Source organism: Paenibacillus sp. J31R30, assembly GCF_059692115.1.
Genome location: NZ_JCAUAV010000001.1, coordinates 902,996 through 924,288 on the forward strand (window position 1 = coordinate 902,996; position 21,293 = coordinate 924,288).

Below are 21,293 nucleotides of genomic sequence, written 5' to 3' on the forward strand. Positions count from 1 at the left end.
TTTCGTAGATAGAGGCTAGAGACTTATAAATATAGGTCATTGGGAATATTTTTCGCAAAATTTTGATTGAAATAATCATTTATTGAAATGGTTTTGAACATATATGTCGAAATTGTAAAAAGATATGATTGAAAAAATACATAAAACGACATGGCGGTGGAGAAAATATGAAGAAAAACCCCTCGAATTTGCTCCAAATGACGTCTTCCCAACAAGCTAAACCGAGCCATGATGTCCCCCAAAGGCAGGATTCCAAGACGGGGTTTCGATCAGTTGGCGTGAAGTTAAGCGTCACCATTATTGTCAGTAGTTTGTTCCTGGTCCTCTTTATGGGGATTGCCTCGTATCAAATCTCCAAAAACGTGATGCAAAAAAAGGTCGGCGATGCTTCGTTACAAACGATTGAGCAGGCAGGACAGAAACTCGATTTTATATATGACATATTTGAAAAATTTACACTTCAGCTAGTTATGGATGACTTGCTACAAGGGCAGGTCTCCAATGCAACTAAGCTAACGAAGGACTCTACGGCTAATCTGGCGAACCTCTCTTTACTGGATACGACGATATCTAACTATTTTCATGCCAATGACAATATCCAGTCGATTGAGATATTTACGAAATCTGGAGATATCATCCAAACGAAAACGAGTTCGATGTCGGATAAAAATTACGCGGATCAAGACTGGTTTAAGAGTATCATTGAAAAAGATGGTGAACCCGTTTGGTTTTCAACCAAATTAAAGGAAAACCGTCTCCTAAACCCAGTCATTTCTGTTGGCAGTGTCATTCATCAGGCCAAATCGGATGAGGTTTTCATTGCGCTTTTTGACATTAACCTGGATGTTGTTAAGAAACAGCTTGAGCATATTAAAATGGGGGATACAGGCTCTATTCAAGTGATCGATGGTTCTGGTGTGGTCATATACAGTCAGGATGCGGCCGAGATGGGAACTAAATCAACCTATAAAGTAGATAACAATTCAAAACCAACTGATTTTATTTTGTCGGAGGATGGCACGAAGCAAATTGTTTTCTCCAAGTCGACGATCACAGATTGGTTCACGATAGGTACCATACCTATGAAGGACCTTACGAAAGATATGAGTTCCATCTATAATTTGACGATCATTGTTGCTCTCTGTGCTTTCGTCATTGCCGCGGGTATTGGCTATTTCGTTGCGAGAATGATCGGTAAGCCGCTGGGGCATATTCGCAATTTAATGGAGGGTGGAGCTGGCGGTGACCTGCGCATTCGTGTTCTGACTACATCCAGAGATGAGATAGGTCAATTAGGCAATAGCTTTGATACAATGATGCAGCAAATCACAGAGCTTTTCAAACAAACGAATCTCTCCTCAGAGGAAGTACTGCAGACGGCAGGAGCAATCTCCAGTTCTTCGCAGCATACGGCAGCTGCAGCCAAAGAAATCGCTGTCGCAACGACCGAAATTTCTGGCGGTGCGGCGGGGTTAGTTATGCAAGCAGAGCGGGGGAATGAATTAACGATTCATATTGGCGGGCAAATTGCGAGTGTTGTGCAAGCTAATCAGGAAATGGGCGCATCAGCTGAGGAAGTACAGCATTCAAGCCTCTCTGGTATTCGATATATGGAAGAGCTTATCGCCAAAACGAATGTAACTGAAGAGATGACCCATACGATGGTGAATAAGGTTGATAAGCTGAAAGACAGCACGCAATCGATTCGCAAAGTGCTTGATATTTTAAGCGGAATGACGAAACAGACGAATATTCTCTCACTCAACGCAACAATTGAAGCAGCGAGGGCAGGCAGCGCAGGCAAAGGGTTTATGGTCGTGGCAGACGAAATTCGCAAGTTAGCGGATCAGTCGAAGCAATCGATTGATTATGTCGGACAAATTACGGAAACGATTCAGAAAGAAATTGAGGACACCGTGTGGGTATTATCGGAAGCGTATCCGATTTTCCAAGAGCAAATTCATTCCGTCAAAGAGGCAGATTTACTGTTCAAACAGGTGCAAGAGCGCATGGGGAGCTTTATTTCACAACTAGGAGCTGTTAGTCAAACGGTGTTAAAGCTCGAAGAATCACAGATCGTGCTTAGTGATGCCATGATGAACGTAAGTGCCGTTTCCCAGCAATCGTTGGCAACTTCCGAACAAGTAGCAGCCTAAAGCTCGGAGCAATTGCGTATTAGTGATGGATTAGTAGGATTGTCCTCAAAACTAGAGCAGCTTTCGCATGCACTTCAAAATTCCTTATCTAAATTTAAAGTTTAAAAGTTGCTAGAAATTGGTCTTAGTGGCAGCATTCCCTAATGGGTGTGTTCTTCTAAGGCTTTTCTTTGTAAATTTTCAACTATTTTGAAACAAATTTATATTTTTCACGTCTAAAAGGTGTTATATCGCTCATTATTTGTTATTCTGATAGATGCAAGCTACCATTATATTTATTCTAAAAAGATTGCAACCTTATGAGATGCAAGTGCGTCAGTAAGATTGCAAGGGGGAGGGATCCCAGTGATAGCACCCGAACTGGTAAAATCAGCACAAGCCGGTGACCGTGATGCGCTCATTACCCTATTGCGAGAGATTGAGTCTCACGTTTATCGGACGGCTTTTTATATTTTGAATAATGAACAGGATGCGCTTGATGCTTCGCAAGAAGCACTTCTTCGGATTTATACCAAAATTAATTCCTACGAAGAAAAAGCCTTGTTCAAAACGTGGGTGCAGCGGATTGTTACGAACATCTGCATCGATAAATTTCGCAGAGCAAAGCCAACGGTTTCAATGGATGAGCATGAGATGACATTTACAGCTGATAATAATGTTGAACAAGAAATATTGACGGGCTACCTAGCTCAGGATATTAGAGAAGCAATCGATAAGCTTCCCGAACACCATCGCACTGTGGTTGTCCTTCGTTATTTGCAGGACTTTTCGTATCATGAAATTGCAGAATCGCTCAATTTACCACTCAATACGGTGAAGTCTTACTTATTCCGAGCTAGACACACCTTACAGTCGCTACTCCAAGATTATCAGAAAGGAGGTGTTCGGGGATGAAATGTCAAGAGGTGATGATGTACATGCAAAGACAGCTAGATGGAGATTTAGCTCCAAATGAGGAAGATGAGCTGCATGCTCACCTAGTGCATTGTTTGGACTGCGCCCAGATGTTTGAACGTCTGCAAGCACTGTCGAACGAATTGTCCCAGCTTCCTAAGGTTAAACCGCCTTTCAGTTTGGTTGATGCCATAATGCCGCAATTGCTTGAATTGGATAAACAATCAGAGATGCCAAAGATGGACAATATCGTTGCCTTCTCTCCAATTGCTGCTAGAACGGATTCAGCAGAAGAGCCTAAGTTCTCACGGAAGAACCGATTGAGAGAACAGTTCTCTTGGAAATTCGCAAGCGGCGTCGTGGCCGCGGGATTGATTATAGGATTCTTTGCTTTTAATATGCAAAATAACGTTCTCGATAATGCAGATGGATTGTTGTCACATACAAGCTCTGACTCGAAAAGCGCGTCCGAGAAGCAAGCGACTGCAGCTTCAGAGTTGAACCAAGGAAACAAAGAGATAACTAAAAATCAGGTAAACGCAACGAATAACGAAGGTGCTCCTATTGCGCCAACAACAGACTTATTTGCCAAAGGTACTCCTAACCCTGCTGATACATCAGTAGGCAGTGGAATCATGCCGAGAGCTACCACCGATGCGATGCTTGAGAGCCCAGGTGCATACAGTTCACCAGCAGGCGGAAGCGATTCGTTGGATAGGCAAGCTTCTCCATCAACTACGGCTCCTGCAAAGCTGGATGATGGAGGTACTTCCCCTTCGAAATCGGATAAAGATGATCCGAATGCGGGTGCATTTACCCCTGCGGCAGGCTTATCCGTACCCCAATCATCTTTAGAACCGAAGACGACGGAGTCACCAACGAAGAAAACCACTCCTGCTGCTTCTGTAGATCCTTCAAGTACAGAACGTATAAGTGGTACACAAGGTATTTTCTCTTCTTCCACGCCGCATGTTGACGCAATGCTGAAGTCTACAACAGGTAAATATGAGGCTACGGTTGAAGAGTCTCATGTTGTGATTCGGAATAGCCTTACACATGAGATTGTATTTGCTTCCAAGCAATTTTGGCAGACAGATGATCAAATAAGGCTGCTGGAATGGTCGAAGGATGACAAGCTGTTTTATGAGGTCATTAGTAAGGGAACGTTACAGACTATTCTTATCGATGTGAATGAGAAAACAGAAGCCAATAAATAAAAGTAAGATTTGTATGCACCAATAGAGCTGTGAATGCGTAAACTAACTTATGGAACAAGGAACAGTTCATTCATCCACACGAGCTAAGGTTTCTAGAGCCTTAAATCGGTGTTTAAATAGACTGGCAAAGGGATTGCTTCAAGGTCTTCGGACTTTGACGTAATCCCTTTGTTGTTGGTAAAATGTACGTGAGGGGTGAATGCCAGCGATGGATGCGAAACGAGCATTAAAAGATATACAAGCAGGCCGCCAAGCACCCGTGTATTTGTGTTACGGCCCTGAGAAATATAAAATGCGCGAATTTATTCAAATTTTAACAGATTCATTAATGGGTCCTGAAGACCGGGAGTTTGCTGTGAGCAAATTCGACTTGAGTGAAATGCCGCTTTCATCTGCGCTAGACGATGCGGAGACCTTGCCTTTCATGGTGCCAAAGAAGCTAGTCATTGCCAAAAATGCTTTGTTTTTCACAGGGGCAAAGGAAAATACGAAGCTGGAGCACAATTTGGATCGCTTGACTGCCTATTTAAAGTCACCCGCGGAGCATACCGTTGTTGTTTTCACAGTGGATGCGGATAAATTGGACGAGCGTAAGAAGATAGTCAAAGCGTTGAAAGACATGGAAGCCGCTGTGCCGTTCCTTTCCTTGAGCCCTGAGGAATTGACCCAATGGGTAGCCAAACAAGCGAGTACGCTAGGTTTTACGTTCTCTGGCGGCGCAGCAGATCAATTGATTCTGTACACCAGCGGAAACTTGCAATCATTATCAGCTGAATTAGAGAAGATTTCATTGTATGTTGGAGCCGCTGGTGAAGCGACGCCAGACATTATTGATCAATTGGTCGCACGGAGCACAGAACAAAACGTATTCATCCTTATTGAAGATATCGTGAATGTGCGATTAGAGCGGGCATTCGTGATTTTAGAGGAGCTCTTGAAGCAGCGTGAGGAGCCGATCAAAATTGCTTCGCTCATAGCCAGACAGTTCCGAATCATGCTGCAGGTCAAAGAGCTTGGGAAACAAGGCTACTCGCAGCAGCAGATGGCTTCACAGATCGGTTTGCATCCTTTTGCGGTCAAAGTGGCGGAAGGGCAAGCGCGGAAATACGATGGGGAGAAGCTGAGCCGGATTATGGGCGAGCTGGCTGATCTCGATTTGCAAATGAAGACAGGGAAAATCGATAAGGTATTAGGATTGGAATTGTTCCTTCTTAGGCTGGCTGCCTAGGAAGTGAAATGAAAAAAGACTAATTCTCCAAGGAGGATTAGTCTTTTGCTTTATGTCCGTGTATTACGCTTGAGCCGAAAGAGCGTTTAGCTTTTTAGCTAGACGGGACTTCTTGCGGTTAGCGGCATTTTTATGGATTAAACCTTTAGAAGCTGCTTTATCTAATTTCTTGGAAGCGTTAATTAGAGCTTCTGGGCTTACAGCTGTTTCGAAAGCTTTTACAGCAGTACGCAGAGCGGACTTTTGGGAAGCATTACGAAGACGGCGTTTTTCGCTAACTTTTACTCGTTTAATAGCGGATTTAATGTTTGGCATGAAATTCACCTCCTACTTACAAAACACGTTCAACGTTACATTTGTATGTTTGCTGACAACTTTAAGTATTCTACCACGCAATATTTCAAAATGCAAGAGCTGTCAATAGGTTTTCAGTGGTCTTCCTCTTTGCATAAGGGGACAGAATCTGTCACACAATAAACAATACAGCGCAAGTGAGAAAGGGGAGCTCCAATGGACTTAGGCTCATTTAACACACAAACGGATCTTGCACTCGATGCAAGGGATATGGTCCACGCAGCCAATCAGGGACAGCCGATTCCGGGGATTGAACAAGAGTTTACACGGGAGAACGGCATACGCGTTACCAAAATTAACGTCCTAAACGAAGAAGGGTCTAAGGCGCTAGGCAAGATGCTTGGACATTATATAACCATTGAAGTACCTGCATTGCGGGAGAAAGACAGCCAGCTTCAAGATCGCGTTGCGACAAAGCTAGCTCAAGAGTTTGAGCAGTTTCTGAAGCAGGTTGGTATTCCGAAAAATGCTAAAGCCCTTATTATTGGGCTGGGCAATGGCAATGTAACCCCCGATGCCTTGGGTCCTCTTGTCGTCGAAAATATTATGGTGACACGACATTATTTTGAGCTAGTGCCTGAAGATGTAAGCCCCGGCTACCGAGCCGTTAGTGCCGTGGCGCCGGGTGTTCTTGGGACAACGGGGATTGAAAGCAGCGACATTGTGCAAGGGATTGTAGATAAATCCAAACCTGATTTCATCATTGCCATCGATGCGCTCGCCTCTAGATCCTTGGATCGTGTCAATACAACTATTCAGATTGCGGATACGGGTATCCACCCAGGATCAGGCATCGGCAATAAGCGCAAAGGCTTGACGAAGGAACAGCTAGGTATTCCTGTTATTGCTATCGGTGTTCCGACAGTCGTCTATGCTTCTACAATTGTGAATAATGCTTTTGATATGATGCAGAAGCATTTCAGCGGTCAAACGAATAATACGGGTCAAATTTTCGGGCTTCTGGACAACATTAACGAAGATGAGCGGTTGCAGCTAGTCAAAGAGGTGTTAAACCCCGTAGGACACGATCTGCTCGTCACACCGAAAGAGATTGACCAATTTATTGAGGATATCGCGAATATCATTGCCAGCGGCTTGAATGCGGCTCTGCATGACGCGGTAGATGTCGATAACGTAGCTGCCTATACGCATTAAATACATGGAAAGAACTGAGCCCACTGGTGTGGGGCAGTTCTTTTTTTGCGTTTCAGCATCCTGCCGAGATTAAAAGATCCTCCTAATTTCTTCTCTATGATAAACCTCTATCGAATCTCGGAAACTTGTAAATTCTTTTGTGGTCAAAAAAAGCTAGCGAAACTAGTTCTATCGTTCGGGCTCGTTTCATAGATTGAATTAAGATAGTTTAGGAGGCATGGAAACTATGAAATGGACATCAGCCACATGGAATTTCAGCCAAGTTCGCAAAACCTTTCAGAGCGCCAGTTCCGTCGGGAAAACGTTTATTGTTCTCAGCACCTCGACCTTAGCTCTTTTCGTACTTATTGGTCTGGGTGGCGTCCTACAAAGTAGATTAATATCTACGTCGCCGGTTTCATCCATGAAAGGTCTTGCCGCATCTGTCACGAATCAGTTTTTCATCGATATGTTGGGTATGGAAGTCCCTCATTTAAATAAGGATCAGAAAAAGTTCACTTTCTCCCAGCACAATGTGTTTCACTTCGCTTTTCAAATGATGACGGATATTAATCCGAGTGATCCCAAAAGCTTAGTCGCAAGTGAAGTGCCTGGCATGGATTTGAATAAATCAACGGTTTTGGTGAGAGGGAGCGAAACGAATCCGAGTGCGCCTTATGATTTGAATCCAGGGTCGAGTAATTTGGAGGCAGAAGCTAAATCTCCGCTTCCATCTCCATCTGTAGAGCCAACACCCATTAGCAGCGTAGCCCCTACTCCGAGTGCAGCAGTTGGTCAGCCACCAAAAACAGCAGGCGATAATATTGCTTTTATTTATCAAACACATAGTAATGAGTCATTTCTACCAGAGCTTAAAGGTGTGACAGACCCAGATAAGGCTTACAGTGATAAGGTGAATATCATCTCGGTTGGTCAACGGTTGGCTCAAAACCTCGAAAGAGACGGCATAGGCGCTGTGCATTCCTCTACGGTTTATCCTAGCACAGTCAAAGGTTTTGAATATCCGTATTCGTACAAGTATTCCGCCAAAACGTTGCAGGAAGCGGTCGCTTCACATAAAGATTTGCAATACTTTTTCGATATTCATCGGGACTCTGCAGCGCGGAATAAAACTACGGCAACTATTGATGGCAAGGATGTTGCTCAGGTCTATTTTATTATTGGTGGAAAAAACCCAAACTGGAAAAAGAACGAGGAATTTGCTAGCAAAATTCATCAAGTGCTGGAAGAGAAGCACCCTGGCGTATCGAAGGGGATTCATGCGAAAGAAGCAAGCGAGGGCAATGGCTTGTACAATCAAAACATTTCGCCAAACAGCATTTTGATAGAGGTTGGCGGTCCTTACAATACCTTAGAGGAATGCTACCGGACGACAGATTGGTTGGCCGAAGCGATTTCGGAAGTTATTTTGAACGCGAAAAAAGTAGATGCACCAGTAACACCTAAGAAATCATAGTATCGAATAAAGCTAAGGAGGCACGGAAGATGAGGCTGAGACACTTTTATATCAAAGTTGGCTTGTTTGGTTTACTGTTGCTGTTCTGTATTTTGTTCGGCGTCAGTCTGGCATCAAGCGGCATGGATCGAATAGAAGGTCCTCAGCCTTCCTCCAAAGCTGCCCTGCAATCAGTACCAACGAAAGCACCTGGTAAAGGAACTGCAACGGTGGCCAACGCTACACCTACGCCAACGCCAGCCGTGAAAGACAAGGCTACAAAAGATACGACCGTTAAAGCCAATCAACCTGCTGAGCAGAAAGCTGATCCAGTAGCAATTCAGGATGATTCGTTAAATCGAGTAGGGAATAAATTGGGTGAACTTTTACAGATAACTGCGCACCATGGCATAAAATTGTTTGTTTCCTTGTTTGATGTTGTTTTAGGCAAAGGCTAGGTGTGCATTGCTCCGACTTCCCACAACTGCTATAATGAAAATTATTTGCATGTAGTGGGGGTTAGTCTTTAGCATGACGGACATTCGAGAAAGACAACAAAGAATTCGCAACTTTTCAATTATCGCTCATATCGATCACGGTAAATCAACACTAGCTGATCGCATTCTGGAATATACAGGTGCATTGTCTTCACGTGAAATGCAAGAGCAAGTTCTCGACCAGATGGATCTGGAGCGCGAACGCGGGATTACCATCAAGCTTCAAGCGGTGAGATTGGCTTACCGCGCTGACAATGGTGTAGATTACATCCTTAACTTGATTGATACACCAGGACACGTAGACTTTACCTATGAGGTATCGCGAAGCCTTGCAGCTTGTGAAGGTGCACTGTTGGTTGTCGATGCGGCTCAGGGGATTGAGGCTCAAACACTAGCAAACGTATATCTGGCACTCGAAAATAATTTAGAAATATTACCTGTCATTAATAAAATCGATTTACCAAGCGCGGACCCGGATAAGGTAAAGCAAGAGATCGAAGACGTGATCGGACTTGACGCAAGTGATGCTGTACATGCATCAGCCAAAGCGGGAATCGGTATTAAAGAGATCATTGAACAAATTTGCTTGAAGGTACCGGCTCCTCAAGGTAATCCTGACGCACCGCTCAAAGCCTTGATTTTCGACTCCCATTACGACAGCTACAAAGGCGTAATCGTGTATGTGCGTGTTGTAGATGGCGCGATTAAAGCAGGCTCCAAGATTAAAATGATGGCGACAGGCAAAGTGTTTGAAGTCATTGAAGTAGGTGCATTCAAACCAAGAATGTCATCGGTTCCTTCCCTTGAGGTCGGAGATGTTGGTTTTATCGTTGCCGGTATCAAAAATGTCGGAGACACCCGTGTCGGTGACACAGTAACGGAAGCAGATCGTCCTTCACCAGAAGCGCTGCCAGGTTACCGTCGTATCAATCCAATGGTATTCTGCGGATTGTATCCAATTGAAACAACCGATTACAACGATCTTCGTGAAGCATTGCAAAAGCTTGAACTGAACGATGCTTCCTTGCGTTTCGAGCCTGAAACTTCGACAGCACTGGGCTTCGGCTTCCGTTGCGGATTCTTAGGACTTCTGCACATGGAAATCATTCAAGAGCGTATCGAGCGTGAGTTCAACATTCCGTTGATTACGACGGCGCCAAGCGTTATTTATCGCATTACATTAACGAATGGCGATGTGATGGAGATTGATAATCCATCCAATTATCCAGATCCGCAGCGTATCGACTTCGTTGAAGAACCATATGTGAAAGCATCTGTTATCGTACCGAACGATTATGTGGGCACGATTATGGAGCTTTGCCAAGGCAAGCGCGGAGAATACTTGAACATGGAATACTTGGATACGAATCGCGTAACATTGACGTATGAAATTCCGTTATCAGAGATCGTCTACGATTTCTTCGATATGTTGAAATCACGGACGAAGGGCTATGCTTCCTTTGACTATGAAGTTAGCGGCTACAAGAAATCCAATCTCGTGAAGATGGATATCTTGCTGAATTCAGAGCAAGTGGATGCACTTTCCTTCATCGTTCACAGAGATACAGCCTATCACCGTGGTAAAATTATTTGTGATAAGCTGAAAGAACTCATCCCGCGGCAAATGTTTGAAGTGCCAATTCAAGCGGCAATCGGACAGAAAATTGTGGCGCGTGAGACAGTTAAAGCAATGCGTAAAAACGTACTTGCCAAGTGTTACGGCGGTGACATTTCGCGTAAGCGTAAATTGTTAGACAAGCAAAAAGAAGGTAAGAAACGCATGAAGCAGGTCGGCAGCGTAGAAGTACCGCAAGAAGCGTTCATGGCTGTTCTGAAAATCGACGAATAGATGTTAGAACGAAAAGCTGGGGTGGCAGCGTACGCTGTCCCTTGGCTTTTTCTCAATAAGCAAGCTAGAAAGGAATACCCTTATGTTAGTAACCCATACAACGCCTACAGCGGTGTACATTCATATCCCTTTTTGCACGAATAAATGCCATTATTGCGATTTCAATTCGTACGTTCTCAAAGGCCAGCCTGTCATGGAATATCTAGATGCGCTTGAGCGCGAAATGGAGCTCACAGTACGTACCCATCCACCTCAGAAGGTGGAGACGATTTTCGTCGGCGGGGGTACGCCAACTGTGCTGCTTCCTGATCAAATGGAACGTTTCCTGCGCATTGTGCGGACTTATTTCCCAGCTGACAGCGCGGAAGTCGAGTTTTCGATGGAAGCGAATCCGGGAACAACGGACGAAGATAAGCTTGCTGTGATGAAAGCCGGCGGCGTGAATCGCATCAGCTTTGGTGTGCAATCTTTTAACAATGACATCCTTGCGACGATCGGCCGTATTCACAATACAGATGATGTACACAGAAGCATCGCCAACGCGAAGAAGCTGGGCTTCGATAATTTATCAATCGACCTGATGTTCGGACTTCCGAAGCAAACGGTGGACATTATGCAGGCTACCTTAGATGAAGCGCTCTCCCTTGATTTACAGCATTACTCGATTTATAGCTTGAAAGTGGAAGAAAACACGTTATTCCATACCTTATTTAATAAGAATCAATTGCCGCTCCCGAGTGAAGATGAGGAAGTCGATATGTATGAGCTCATCATGCGAAGGCTGGAGGGAGCAGGTTATAAGCAATATGAAATTAGTAACTTTGCCAAGCCGGGCCGAGAGAGCCGACACAACACGATGTATTGGCGCAATCGCTCCTACTATGGACTAGGTGCTGGGGCACACGGTTATATGAATGGACAGCGCCATGTGAATGTGAAGGGGATCCAACCTTACATTGACGCCACGAAGCTTGGATTACCGATCATGGAGCAATTCGAAGTGACGCCGCAAGAAGCGATGGAAGATTTCATGATGGTTGGGTTACGGCTGCTGGAGGGTGTGCGCAACAAAGATTTCGCGGATCAATTTGGAATCACGATTGAATCCCAATTCGGTTCTACACTTCAAGGATGGTTGACAAAAGGATTGCTAGAACAAACAAATGAAGGCTATCGTTTGTCCAAACATGGCATTCTGCTCGGTAATGAAGTGTTCGCTTCTTTCCTGACATAAGACGGAACCTTTGAGCAAAAAACGCTTGTGCATTTATACGTATTGTTGTATATTTATACATGAATCCACAAGCGAAACAGCGGAAAGTCGCAGGGCGCTAGCGTGGCTTTTATGCATTTTTTGCGATTGGTGGGTGGGATAAGCGTGAATACATCAACTACGGTGTCCGTAAGAAAAGCTTCGGTGGATGATATCGAGAAGCTTTATGAAATTATACAGGGGTATGCTAAGCAAGGCATTATGCTGCCGCGGAGCAGGGAAATGCTAGTTGAACAAATTGATACCTTTGTTGTCGCTGAATTTGACGGCTTATTGATAGGCTGCGGTTCATTGACGAGGTTGGGTCCAGATCTTGTTGAGATTCGCTCACTGGGGATGACGCCAGGCTTTAAGGGTCAAGGAATCGGCGGCAAGCTTGTAAATTTCTTAGTGGAAGAGGCAAGAACCCAAGGCATTATTAAAGTTATGGCACTTACTTATGAGGTTGCATTCTTCCAAAAAAACGGCTTTACACTCGTTCCGAAGGAGATTTTTCCGGAGAAGGTTTGGAGAGACTGCATGCATTGCAAAAAACAGTATTGCTGCGACGAAATCGCCGTACTTAAACGTTTGGATTGACTTGACAACAGACCTTAGGGTCTGTTATTTTTGTATTAGGATTTAGCACTCACTAAATACGAGTGCTAACGAAGTGGCAAATAGTGAGAAGTGAGGAGGAGGGGTACTCATGTTGACAGAGCGCCAACGCATGATTTTAAGTGCAATCATTGATGATTACGTTCGTTCAGCGGAGCCAATTGGTTCGCGAAGTATTTCGAAGCGTGGGAATGTTGGGTTTAGTCCAGCAACGATACGTAATGAAATGTCTGATCTCGAAGAAATGGGCTATCTTGAGCAACCTCATACGTCCGCAGGTCGTATTCCTTCACACAAAGGTTATCGCTATTATGTCGATCATTTGTTGAAGCACGGCTCCTTGCACAGTCATGATTTGGACTCCATGAAGGGGGCTTTCGCAGAACGCATTCAAGAGATGGAAGGTGTCATTCAGCACGTGGCGGGCATGCTGTCCAGTCTTACGAATTACACGTCTATTGTGCTCGGTCCTGAGGTTTTTAGTACGACTTTGAAGCATATTCAAATCATCCCGATCTCGGATACAACTGCTGTTGCGATCCTTGTCATGAATACGGGCCATGTTGAAAATAAAACAGTGACGATACCTGAAGGGATTCCGATGTCGGAAATCGAGAAGGTCGTCAATATTCTAAATACAAGGCTTAAGAATGTGCCATTGGTTCAGTTTAAATCGAAGCTTTATAATGAAATTTCGAATGAATTAAGCCGATATGTAAATGGGTATCAAGAGCTTCTTGGTATGGTGGAAAGTGTACTTCAAAGTGATGAGAAAGACCGTGTTTTCCTTAGCGGGATGACCAATATGCTCACACAGCCTGAGTTCAAGGATGTGGAGAAAGTGAAGAGCATTTTTGATCTGCTGGAAGAAGCGCCAACCCTAATCAAGTTATTTACACCTTCCAATGAGGGCATTGAGATTAAAATCGGTGCTGAAAATAGTATTGAAGCGATATCGAACTGCAGTTTAATTACAGCCTCCTATTCCATTGGCGGTACGCCGCTTGGTACAATAGGTATTTTGGGACCTACCCGAATGGAATACGGTAGAGTTATCGGTTTGATGGAGCATCTATCGAAGCATATGGAATTGGTCCTAGGACGTTGGTATGGCAAATGACAGGAGTCAAACCTATGCACGGTGAAGGTGAAGAACGCTATTCTACATTAGTAAATAATGCGGCGGCTGTGAGAGCGATCTGTTCAGCCGTCGAAGGAACACTAGGTCCTAAAGGTCTAGATACGATGCTGGTCGGCGGCCAAGGCGATGTCATTATTACTAATGATGGTGTTACCATATTGGAAAAGATGGATGTTACCCATCCTGCTGCCAGGCTGATGATTCAAGTCGCACGCAGTCAACAACGCCAGATTGGCGATGGGACAACGACGGCGACTGTTCTTGCCGGTGCAATGGTGCAGGAAGGCGTCGCACAGGTCACGCGAGGCGTTCCTGTTGCGAAGGTTGTTACAGGTATGCTGCAAGGTATTGAATTAGCTGTAGCGAGCTTACAGAGCCGCAGTCGTGCGATTGTGAGTCTAGCGGATCGAGCACTGCATCGGATAGCCTATACGGCTGGAAGAGAACAGACCGACATTGCTAAGCTTATCATCAAAGCGGCTGAAGCCGTTGGCGAAGAGAAGCTGCGCGAAGAAGGCTATCGCTTCGCAGACAGCGTGCTCGCGCATGAAGAAGCGAGCAGCGAGGTCTGGACCGGCATTCTGCTGAATCAGAAGCCGATGAACCTGCATCCGGGGCATGAACGCCGTGATGCTCGTATCCTCGTGCTGCATGATGCCCTAGAGCCTGAGGCAGTCAGCGAGGAATCGCTGGTCACCGAGGCAGGCTTCCAGCGCTACATGCAGCTCCGGGAGCACTTCCGCAGCAGCCTAGGCTCGCTGCTGGAACTTGGCGTCGGTCTGATTGCATCAGACCGCGGGGTGGACCCTGAGGCGGAGCAATTCTGCTCCGACCATGGCATCCTCGTGCTGCAGCGGCTGTCCCGCAGGGACCTGCAGCTGCTGAGTGAGCACACCGGCGCTAGGCCGGTGCGGCGCACGGCGCTGCGCAAGAGCGCGCCGGAGCTGAGCGCTGCGCTCGGCCACGCAGGCTATGCCGCGTATGACGAGCGGCTAGAGCGCGTGCGCGTAGCGCAGGGTCACGGTGAGCAGCACGTGACCGTGATTGTTGGCGCCGCGACGCGCGAAGCGGCGCATGAGCGCTCGCGCATCGCGAAGGATGCTGCGTCAGCCGTTCAAGCCGCCGTGCGCGGCGGGTACTTGCCCGGCGGCGGCGCAGCGGAGATGGCCGTCGCGTACGATCTGGAGCGTGTGCGCGAGACGATGAAGGGCATGGAGGGCTTTGGTGTGACCGCTGTCGCGGGAGCACTGCGCAAGCCATTGTCACAAATCGTCGTGAACGCAGGCTACAATCCGCTCGAGAAGGTTGAGGAGCTGAAAGCAGCCCAGCTTGCACAGGATACGGACAGCCTAGGAATCGATTGTGATACGGGGCTGATCACGGATTTCCTGGAGGCGGGGATCATGGATCCGACAGATGTGAAAATTCACGCGCTGCAAGCGGCTGGTGAAGTAGCTGCCGCGGTACTGCGTATCCATACAGTGATTAAGATGAAGCAGCCTTTTGAAGAGAACTAAAGATGGGCAAACTAAACCCAAATAAGTCGTGTATTATGTTTAGGAGGTGAAGGACAATTGAGTACTGGAGATAACAAAACAGTCGAACAAGATATTGACACTACATACGCAGCCGACAACGAAGCAACGACTGTAGAAGCTGAGGTTGTTGACAACGTAGAAGTTTCCGAGGAAGCTACAGTAAATAGCGAATTGGAACAGGCGCGTGTGCAAGCCGAAGAAAACTATCAGCGTTTATTACGCGTTCAAGCGGACTTCGACAACTTCCGTCGCCGTGCAAGAGCGGAGAAGGAAGATTTCGCGAAATACGCTTCGCTAAAATTGATTGAGCAGCTTTTACCGATTGTGGATAACTTTGATCGCGCGCTGTCTTCAAGCAAAGAGACGAAGGATTTCGACGCATTGGCAAAAGGCTTGGATATGACATACCGCGGTATCGATCAACTTTTAACAGCTGAAGGGCTTAAGCCTATCGAAGCGGTTGGTCAACCGTTCAACCCTGAATTCCATCAAGCCGTGATGCAAGTGGAATCTGAGGAGCATGAAGAAGGTATTGTTGTAGAAGAATTGCAAAAAGGTTACATCCTCAAAGATAAGGTCATCCGACCTGCGATGGTGAAAGTTAGCGTATAGTGATCTTATCTTTTTTAACATTAAATAAATCTAATCACGTTCCTATGGGACATAAGGAGGCATTTTTACAATGAGTAAAGTAATTGGTATTGACTTAGGTACTACAAATTCTTGCGTTGCCGTTATGGAAGGCGGAGAAGCCGTTGTAATTCCAAATCCAGAAGGTAACCGCACAACGCCATCCGTTGTAGGTTTCAAAAAAGATGGCGAGCGTGTTGTTGGTGAAACAGCGAAACGTCAAGCAATCACAAACCCAGATAAAACAATCAGCTCCATCAAACGTCACATTGGTACGAACCACAAAGAGAACATTGATGGCAAAGACTACACGCCACAAGAGATCTCTGCAATCATCCTGCAAAAGCTAAAAGCGGACGCAGAAGCTTACCTTGGCCAAACGGTTACACAAGCGGTAATCACGGTTCCTGCTTACTTCAACGATAGCCAACGTCAAGCTACGAAAGATGCTGGTAAAATTGCTGGTCTTGAAGTTCTTCGTATCGTCAATGAGCCAACTGCAGCAGCACTTGCTTACGGTTTGGAAAAAACAGAAGATCAAACGATTCTCGTTTATGACCTTGGTGGCGGTACATTTGACGTATCCATCCTTGAGCTAGGCGATGGTTTCTTCGAAGTTAAAGCAACAAGCGGCGACAACAAATTGGGCGGAGATGACTTTGACCAAGTTGTGATGGATTACCTCGTTGCTGAGTTCAAAAAAGAGCAAGGCATTGATCTTTCCAAAGATAAAGCGGCAGTTCAACGTTTGAAAGATGCTGCTGAAAAAGCGAAAAAAGAACTTTCCGGTGTTTTGACAACGACAGTTTCCCTTCCGTTCATCACGGTAGCAGACGGCGTGCCTCAGCATTTGGAGTTGAACATATCACGTGCGAAGTTCGATGAGCTTACTTCTGGACTTGTTGAAAGAACACTAGGACCAACTCGTCAAGCGCTTCAAGATTCCGGTTTGTCCACAAGCCAAATCGACAAAGTTGTTCTTGTTGGTGGATCCACACGTATTCCAGCGGTTGTAGAAGCGATCAAAAAATTGATCGGTAAAGAGCCTCACAAAGGTGTTAACCCGGATGAAGTTGTTGCACTTGGTGCAGCTGTTCAAGCTGGTGTTTTGACTGGTGAAGTGAAAGACGTTGTTCTTCTTGACGTAACACCACTTTCCTTGGGTATCGAAACAGCAGGCGGCGTATTCACAAAAATGATCGACCGCAACACAACAATTCCAACTACAAAATCACAAGTGTACTCCACTTATGCAGATAACCAAACTAGCGTTGAGATTCACGTGCTTCAAGGTGAGCGCTCCATGGCTAGCGGCAACAAAACACTTGGCCGTTTCATGCTAGGTGACATTCCTCCAGCTCCACGCGGCGTACCGCAAATCGAAGTTAGCTTCGATATCGATGCGAACGGTATCGTTAACGTATCTGCTTTGGATAAAGGTACAGGCAAAAGCCAAAAAATCACCATCACTTCCTCCAGCGGCTTGAGTGACGCGGAAGTTGAACAAATGGTGAAGGATGCGGAAGCTCATGCTGAAGAAGATCGCGCACGTAAAGAGCTTGTAGAAGCTCGTAACGAAGCTGATCAATTGGTATACTCCGTTGACAAAACGATCAAAGATCTTGGCGACAAAGTTGACCAAGGTGAGATCGACAAAGCGAACGCAGCGAAAGAGAAAGTTACAGCTGCTCTAGCGGGTAACGATCTTGAAACGATCAAAAAAGCAACAGAAGAATTGACTGAAGTGATTCAACAACTTTCTGTTAAATTATATGAGCAAGCTTCTGCGGATCAAGGCCAAGGCCCTGATGCTGGCGCTGGCGAAGCTCCAAAAGGCAGAGAAAATGTTGTTGACGCTGACTACGAAGTGGTTGACGAACCTAAAAAATAATCATATTCTAACTAAATAGAAGTTTAAAGAATTCTTTTAAACACTGTTTGTTATTAATTAACGTAAGAGTCAAAGCCAAGGGGAGGTTTCTCCGTGGCTTTGACTTTCCGTTTGTAGTCTTGAACATGGGAGTGGAACAAGTGAGTAAACGTGATTATTACGAGGTGTTAGGTCTCGGCAAGGATGCTTCACAGGATGAGATCAAGAAAGCTTACCGTAAAATGGCACGTCAATATCACCCTGACGTGAATAAAGCGGCAGACGCAGAAGATAAGTTTAAAGAAGCTAAAGATGCGTATGATGTTCTTAGCGATGATCAGAAGAAAGCACAATACGATCAGTTCGGACACGTAGATCCGAATCAAGGATTTGGCGGCGGTCAAGACTTTGGTGGCGGCTTCGGGGATATCTTTGATATGTTCTTCGGTGGCGGCGGCGGTGGTAATCGTCGTAATCCGAATGCTCCGCAACGCGGTAACGATTTGCAATACACGATGCAAGTGGAATTCAAAGAAGCTATTTTCGGTAAAGAAACGGATATCAATATTCCGCGTACCGAAAATTGTGATACGTGTCATGGTTCAGGTGCTAAGGCAGGAACGAAGCCTGAGACATGTGGCGGCTGTCACGGCAGCGGACAACAGGAAGTGGTTCAGAATACAGCGTTTGGCCGTATTGTGAACCGCCGCGTATGTACATCATGTAACGGTTCCGGTAAAATCATCAAAGAAAAATGCGGAACCTGTCATGGCGCCGGTAAAGTGAAGAAAACGCGCACGATTCACATTAAGATTCCAGCAGGTGTAGATGATGGAGCTCAGCTTCGCGTTTCAGGTGAAGGTGAAGGCGGAACACGCGGAGGCCCATCTGGCGACCTATACGTTGTTATTCGTGTGAAAAATCACGAGTTCTTTCAACGTGAAGGCAACGATGTGTACTGTGAAGTTCCTTTGACTTTCATGCAAGCAGCGCTAGGTGATGAGATTGAAATCCCGACACTTACCGAGAAAGTGAAATTGAAGATTCCAGCAGGAACACAAACCGACACGTATTTCCGTCTAAAAGGCAAAGGCGTTCCGCATCTTCGGGGCTTCGGCCAAGGCGATCAGCACGTGAAGGTCATCGTAATGACACCGACCAACTTGTCGGAAGACCAGAAGGATTTGCTGCGCCAGTTCGGCAAGCAAAGCGGCGAGCATACGCATGAGCAGAGCCAGTCTATTTTTGAACGTATGAAAAGAGCCTTCTTAGGCGACTAGATATCAATGGCACCTCGAGTGTGTGAAGGACAGATCTGATCTGTGCATTCACGCGTTTGAGGTGTTTTTGTTTTGAACGGACATAGAAGACGTTATTTGTTAAAACCTGGTTTGATACACTCTAAAGCCCAAGGATGCCATAAAATGAGGCTCGCTGGCGAAGTGAGGACTTTAACGCCCATGATTGTAGACGGTATCCCATTAGCTCAGAATAGGAATGGATGCATGCTGTCCTGAGCGAAGGGGATAGTGGCAATAGGTCAGTCCCCATTAATCATCCCTTAACAAAACCTACCATATTTACAAGACATTTATATGACACTGATGTTCTCCAAATCTATGAACCTTATGCTAGTAAGGTGAAATACTATTTTTGGAGGGAAAACATTTGAAAAAACGGTTAAAACAAATCATGGGTTCAGGTATGGCAGTCTCCTTAGTAGCACTTAGTCTAGCAGGTACAGTATCCGCTGCAGATTCACCAACACCAGCTGCTCCACCTTCCAAAAACTTGATTGTTCTTATCGGCGATGGCATGGGGCCAGCTGAAGTGACGGCTGCTCGTTATTACGCTAAGAAATTTCTGAATAAAGATCGTTTGGAGCTAGATGGCGGCTACTACGTAGGTAAAGCAAGTACATATTCCCAACCAAGCCCTTATACAACAGAGTCAGGCGCAGTAACTGATTCTGCCGCAGCTGCGACTGCTTTCTCAACAGGGAACAAAACGTATAATAATGCGATCAGTGTATCCAACGGCGATGTAGCTAAGCCCTTCGCTTCCATTATTGAAGCTGCCATGAAGCAAGGCAAAGCAACAGGTCTAGTATCAACAGATAACATTACTGGGGCAACTCCTGCCGTATGGGCATCCCACGTTCGCCAACGCGGCAACCAGAATGCGATTGCATCGCAATATTTGAACAGTGGCGTCGATGTCATCTTCGGTGGTGGAAAGGTCAATTTCACAACGAAAGAAGACAAAGGGAAGCGTACTGACAAAAACATCATTCCTGATTTCCAAGCGAAAGGGTACCAAACTGCTTTTGATAAAAAAGGCTTAGATGCTATCCCTGCCACAGCAGGAAAAGCGCTTGGACTTTTTGCAGACGCAGAAATTCCTTACGTGCTTGACCGTACGGATTCAGTTCCGAGTTTGCCGCAATTATCGCAAAAAGCACTGGAAATCTTAGCCCAAAATAAAAATGGCTTCGTTTTATTGGTTGAGCAAGGCCGTATTGACCACGCTGGTCACGCCAACGATCTGCCTGCCAACATTCAAGAAATGCTGGAGCTTGATGCTACGTTCAAGACGTTAGTTGATTTTGCTAAAAAAGATGGAAATACCTCAGTCGTTGTTTCTGCGGATCATGAGACAGGCGGTTTGTCCCTTGCAAGAGACAATGTCTATGAATTAAATGTGGATTTGTTTAACAAACAAAAGCATTCCTATGAGTATATTGATGCTAGCTTGAAAAAAGCGCAAACAGCGGATGATATCCGTAAAATTGTAGCAGACAATATTGGCTTCACGGATTTGTCGGATGAAGAAGTTCAGTTGATTTTGAATGGTGATGGATCCTCCTACGGTCGTGGCGGCGGTTATAACGCAGTCGTGTCGAAACGTCTTGCAGTGGGTTGGACGGGGCATGGTCATACAGGTGTTGATGTTGGTGTGTGGGCATACGGTCCAATTGCTGATCTTGTAAAAGGCGATGTGGATAACACGGATATTGCTAAAAGCGGCGCGAAAGTGATTGGTGCTGATTTGGCAGCGGCTACGAAAGAGCTTCAAGACAAATATAGTTATCCGCTCTTTAAAGTAACACGAGATAACAAAACCTTATTCACAGCGAGATCCTTGGCGGAATCATTAGATATCCAAGTAGCATGGGATGAAGCAGCTAAAATAGTTACGTTTACAAAAGATAGTCAGAAAATTTCAGTTCTTGTTACTACGGGAGCTTTAACAGTGAATGGTGCAGCAAGCACATGGGTTGGCAATGTAGACAACGGTAAGTTGTACTTGCCGCTAGAAGCCTTCAACCAATTGACTGGAAAAAGCTTTACATGGGATTCCTTTAATGAGCGTATCGTAAAAAATTAAGATTAGGAGCAGACGGACATGGGGAGCTCCTTCCCCGTGTCCTCTTTTCTTTTGGAGTCGTAGGGAAGCGAG

At 45.6% G+C, this 21,293-nt stretch carries 17 protein-coding genes; 16 read left to right on the forward strand and 1 reads right to left on the reverse strand.

Annotation, left to right across the window (positions count from 1 at the left end):
* The first annotated feature begins 167 nt into the window (after nucleotides 1-167).
* The 4 genes from AC58QO_RS03165 to holA all read left to right on the forward strand — a co-directional run bounded on the left by AC58QO_RS03165 (nucleotide 168) and on the right by holA (nucleotide 5,495).
* Entirely contained in the window at nucleotides 168-2,156 is a 1,989-nt protein-coding gene (locus AC58QO_RS03165) for a methyl-accepting chemotaxis protein (RefSeq protein ID WP_497263849.1), read from the forward strand.
* A gap of 345 nt (nucleotides 2,157-2,501) precedes the next feature.
* Nucleotides 2,502-3,050 (forward strand): RNA polymerase sigma factor, encoded by a 549-nt coding sequence (locus AC58QO_RS03170; protein ID WP_497254948.1) that lies wholly within the window; start codon nucleotides 2,502-2,504, stop codon nucleotides 3,048-3,050.
* On the forward strand, nucleotides 3,047-4,267 hold the full coding sequence (locus AC58QO_RS03175) for an anti-sigma factor family protein (protein ID WP_497263850.1): 1,221 nt from the start codon (nucleotides 3,047-3,049) through the stop codon (nucleotides 4,265-4,267). Before AC58QO_RS03170 ends, AC58QO_RS03175 begins: the two co-directional genes overlap by 4 nt.
* Before the next feature lie 208 nt (nucleotides 4,268-4,475).
* Nucleotides 4,476-5,495, forward strand: a complete 1,020-nt coding sequence (gene holA / locus AC58QO_RS03180; protein ID WP_497263851.1) for a DNA polymerase III subunit delta — start codon at nucleotides 4,476-4,478, stop codon at nucleotides 5,493-5,495.
* A gap of 63 nt (nucleotides 5,496-5,558) precedes the next feature.
* Here holA and rpsT read toward each other — a convergent pair whose 3' ends face one another.
* Nucleotides 5,559-5,810, reverse strand: coding sequence for a 30S ribosomal protein S20 (rpsT, locus tag AC58QO_RS03185; RefSeq protein WP_497263852.1), 252 nt, complete (start codon nucleotides 5,808-5,810; stop codon nucleotides 5,559-5,561).
* Between the two features lie 195 nt (nucleotides 5,811-6,005).
* Between rpsT and gpr the strand changes: the two genes are divergently transcribed.
* From gpr to AC58QO_RS03245, 12 genes are all read left to right on the forward strand, one after another.
* Nucleotides 6,006-7,004 carry a GPR endopeptidase gene (gpr, locus tag AC58QO_RS03190; protein WP_497263853.1) on the forward strand — a complete coding sequence of 333 codons (999 nt, stop codon included), beginning with the start codon at nucleotides 6,006-6,008 and terminating at the stop codon, nucleotides 7,002-7,004.
* 226 nt (nucleotides 7,005-7,230) lie between these two features.
* Nucleotides 7,231-8,460: a stage II sporulation protein P gene (gene spoIIP, locus AC58QO_RS03195; RefSeq protein ID WP_497263854.1), complete on the forward strand. Its 1,230-nt coding sequence runs from the start codon at nucleotides 7,231-7,233 to the stop codon at nucleotides 8,458-8,460.
* Nucleotides 8,461-8,489: 29 nt separating this feature from the next.
* Nucleotides 8,490-8,897 carry a DUF3679 domain-containing protein gene (locus AC58QO_RS03200; RefSeq protein ID WP_497263855.1) on the forward strand — a complete coding sequence of 136 codons (408 nt, stop codon included), beginning with the start codon at nucleotides 8,490-8,492 and terminating at the stop codon, nucleotides 8,895-8,897.
* 73 nt (nucleotides 8,898-8,970) lie between these two features.
* On the forward strand, nucleotides 8,971-10,785 hold the full coding sequence (lepA, locus tag AC58QO_RS03205; RefSeq protein ID WP_497263856.1) for a translation elongation factor 4: 1,815 nt from the start codon (nucleotides 8,971-8,973) through the stop codon (nucleotides 10,783-10,785).
* Nucleotides 10,786-10,867: 82 nt separating this feature from the next.
* Nucleotides 10,868-12,019, forward strand: coding sequence for a radical SAM family heme chaperone HemW (gene hemW, locus AC58QO_RS03210; RefSeq protein WP_497263857.1), 1,152 nt, complete (start codon nucleotides 10,868-10,870; stop codon nucleotides 12,017-12,019).
* A 144-nt stretch (nucleotides 12,020-12,163) separates the two neighbouring features.
* Nucleotides 12,164-12,637, forward strand: coding sequence for an N-acetyltransferase (locus AC58QO_RS03215; protein ID WP_497263858.1), 474 nt, complete (start codon nucleotides 12,164-12,166; stop codon nucleotides 12,635-12,637).
* Between the two features lie 109 nt (nucleotides 12,638-12,746).
* Entirely contained in the window at nucleotides 12,747-13,775 is a 1,029-nt protein-coding gene (hrcA, locus tag AC58QO_RS03220) for a heat-inducible transcriptional repressor HrcA (RefSeq protein WP_497263859.1), read from the forward strand.
* Nucleotides 13,772-15,313, forward strand: a complete 1,542-nt coding sequence (locus AC58QO_RS03225) for a TCP-1/cpn60 chaperonin family protein (RefSeq protein WP_497264378.1) — start codon at nucleotides 13,772-13,774, stop codon at nucleotides 15,311-15,313. Before hrcA ends, AC58QO_RS03225 begins: the two co-directional genes overlap by 4 nt.
* A gap of 57 nt (nucleotides 15,314-15,370) precedes the next feature.
* Nucleotides 15,371-15,946 carry a nucleotide exchange factor GrpE gene (grpE, locus tag AC58QO_RS03230; RefSeq protein WP_497263860.1) on the forward strand — a complete coding sequence of 192 codons (576 nt, stop codon included), beginning with the start codon at nucleotides 15,371-15,373 and terminating at the stop codon, nucleotides 15,944-15,946.
* Between the two features lie 70 nt (nucleotides 15,947-16,016).
* Nucleotides 16,017-17,855, forward strand: coding sequence for a molecular chaperone DnaK (gene dnaK, locus AC58QO_RS03235; RefSeq protein ID WP_497263861.1), 1,839 nt, complete (start codon nucleotides 16,017-16,019; stop codon nucleotides 17,853-17,855).
* A gap of 125 nt (nucleotides 17,856-17,980) precedes the next feature.
* Complete coding sequence (gene dnaJ, locus AC58QO_RS03240; protein WP_497263862.1) at nucleotides 17,981-19,114, forward strand: molecular chaperone DnaJ; 1,134 nt, start codon at nucleotides 17,981-17,983, stop codon at nucleotides 19,112-19,114.
* Between the two features lie 388 nt (nucleotides 19,115-19,502).
* Nucleotides 19,503-21,221 (forward strand): alkaline phosphatase, encoded by a 1,719-nt coding sequence (locus AC58QO_RS03245; RefSeq protein ID WP_497263863.1) that lies wholly within the window; start codon nucleotides 19,503-19,505, stop codon nucleotides 21,219-21,221.
* Nucleotides 21,222-21,293 lie beyond the last annotated feature (72 nt).

Excerpts from the sequence above, each read along its gene's own strand:
- AC58QO_RS03165 (WP_497263849.1), top strand. The coding sequence starts at position 168 with ATGAAGAAAAACCCCTCGAATTTGCTCCAAATGACGTCTTCCCAACAA.
- AC58QO_RS03175 (WP_497263850.1), top strand. The coding sequence starts at position 3,047 with ATGAAATGTCAAGAGGTGATGATGTACATGCAAAGACAGCTAGATGGA.
- holA (WP_497263851.1), top strand. The coding sequence starts at position 4,476 with ATGGATGCGAAACGAGCATTAAAAGATATACAAGCAGGCCGCCAAGCA.
- rpsT (WP_497263852.1), bottom strand. The coding sequence starts at position 5,810 with ATGCCAAACATTAAATCCGCTATTAAACGAGTAAAAGTTAGCGAAAAA.
- gpr (WP_497263853.1), top strand. The coding sequence starts at position 6,006 with ATGGACTTAGGCTCATTTAACACACAAACGGATCTTGCACTCGATGCA.
- spoIIP (WP_497263854.1), top strand. The coding sequence starts at position 7,231 with ATGAAATGGACATCAGCCACATGGAATTTCAGCCAAGTTCGCAAAACC.
- AC58QO_RS03200 (WP_497263855.1), top strand. The coding sequence starts at position 8,490 with ATGAGGCTGAGACACTTTTATATCAAAGTTGGCTTGTTTGGTTTACTG.
- lepA (WP_497263856.1), top strand. The coding sequence starts at position 8,971 with ATGACGGACATTCGAGAAAGACAACAAAGAATTCGCAACTTTTCAATT.
- hemW (WP_497263857.1), top strand. The coding sequence starts at position 10,868 with ATGTTAGTAACCCATACAACGCCTACAGCGGTGTACATTCATATCCCT.
- hrcA (WP_497263859.1), top strand. The coding sequence starts at position 12,747 with ATGTTGACAGAGCGCCAACGCATGATTTTAAGTGCAATCATTGATGAT.
- AC58QO_RS03225 (WP_497264378.1), top strand. The coding sequence starts at position 13,772 with ATGACAGGAGTCAAACCTATGCACGGTGAAGGTGAAGAACGCTATTCT.
- dnaK (WP_497263861.1), top strand. The coding sequence starts at position 16,017 with ATGAGTAAAGTAATTGGTATTGACTTAGGTACTACAAATTCTTGCGTT.
- dnaJ (WP_497263862.1), top strand. The coding sequence starts at position 17,981 with ATGGGAGTGGAACAAGTGAGTAAACGTGATTATTACGAGGTGTTAGGT.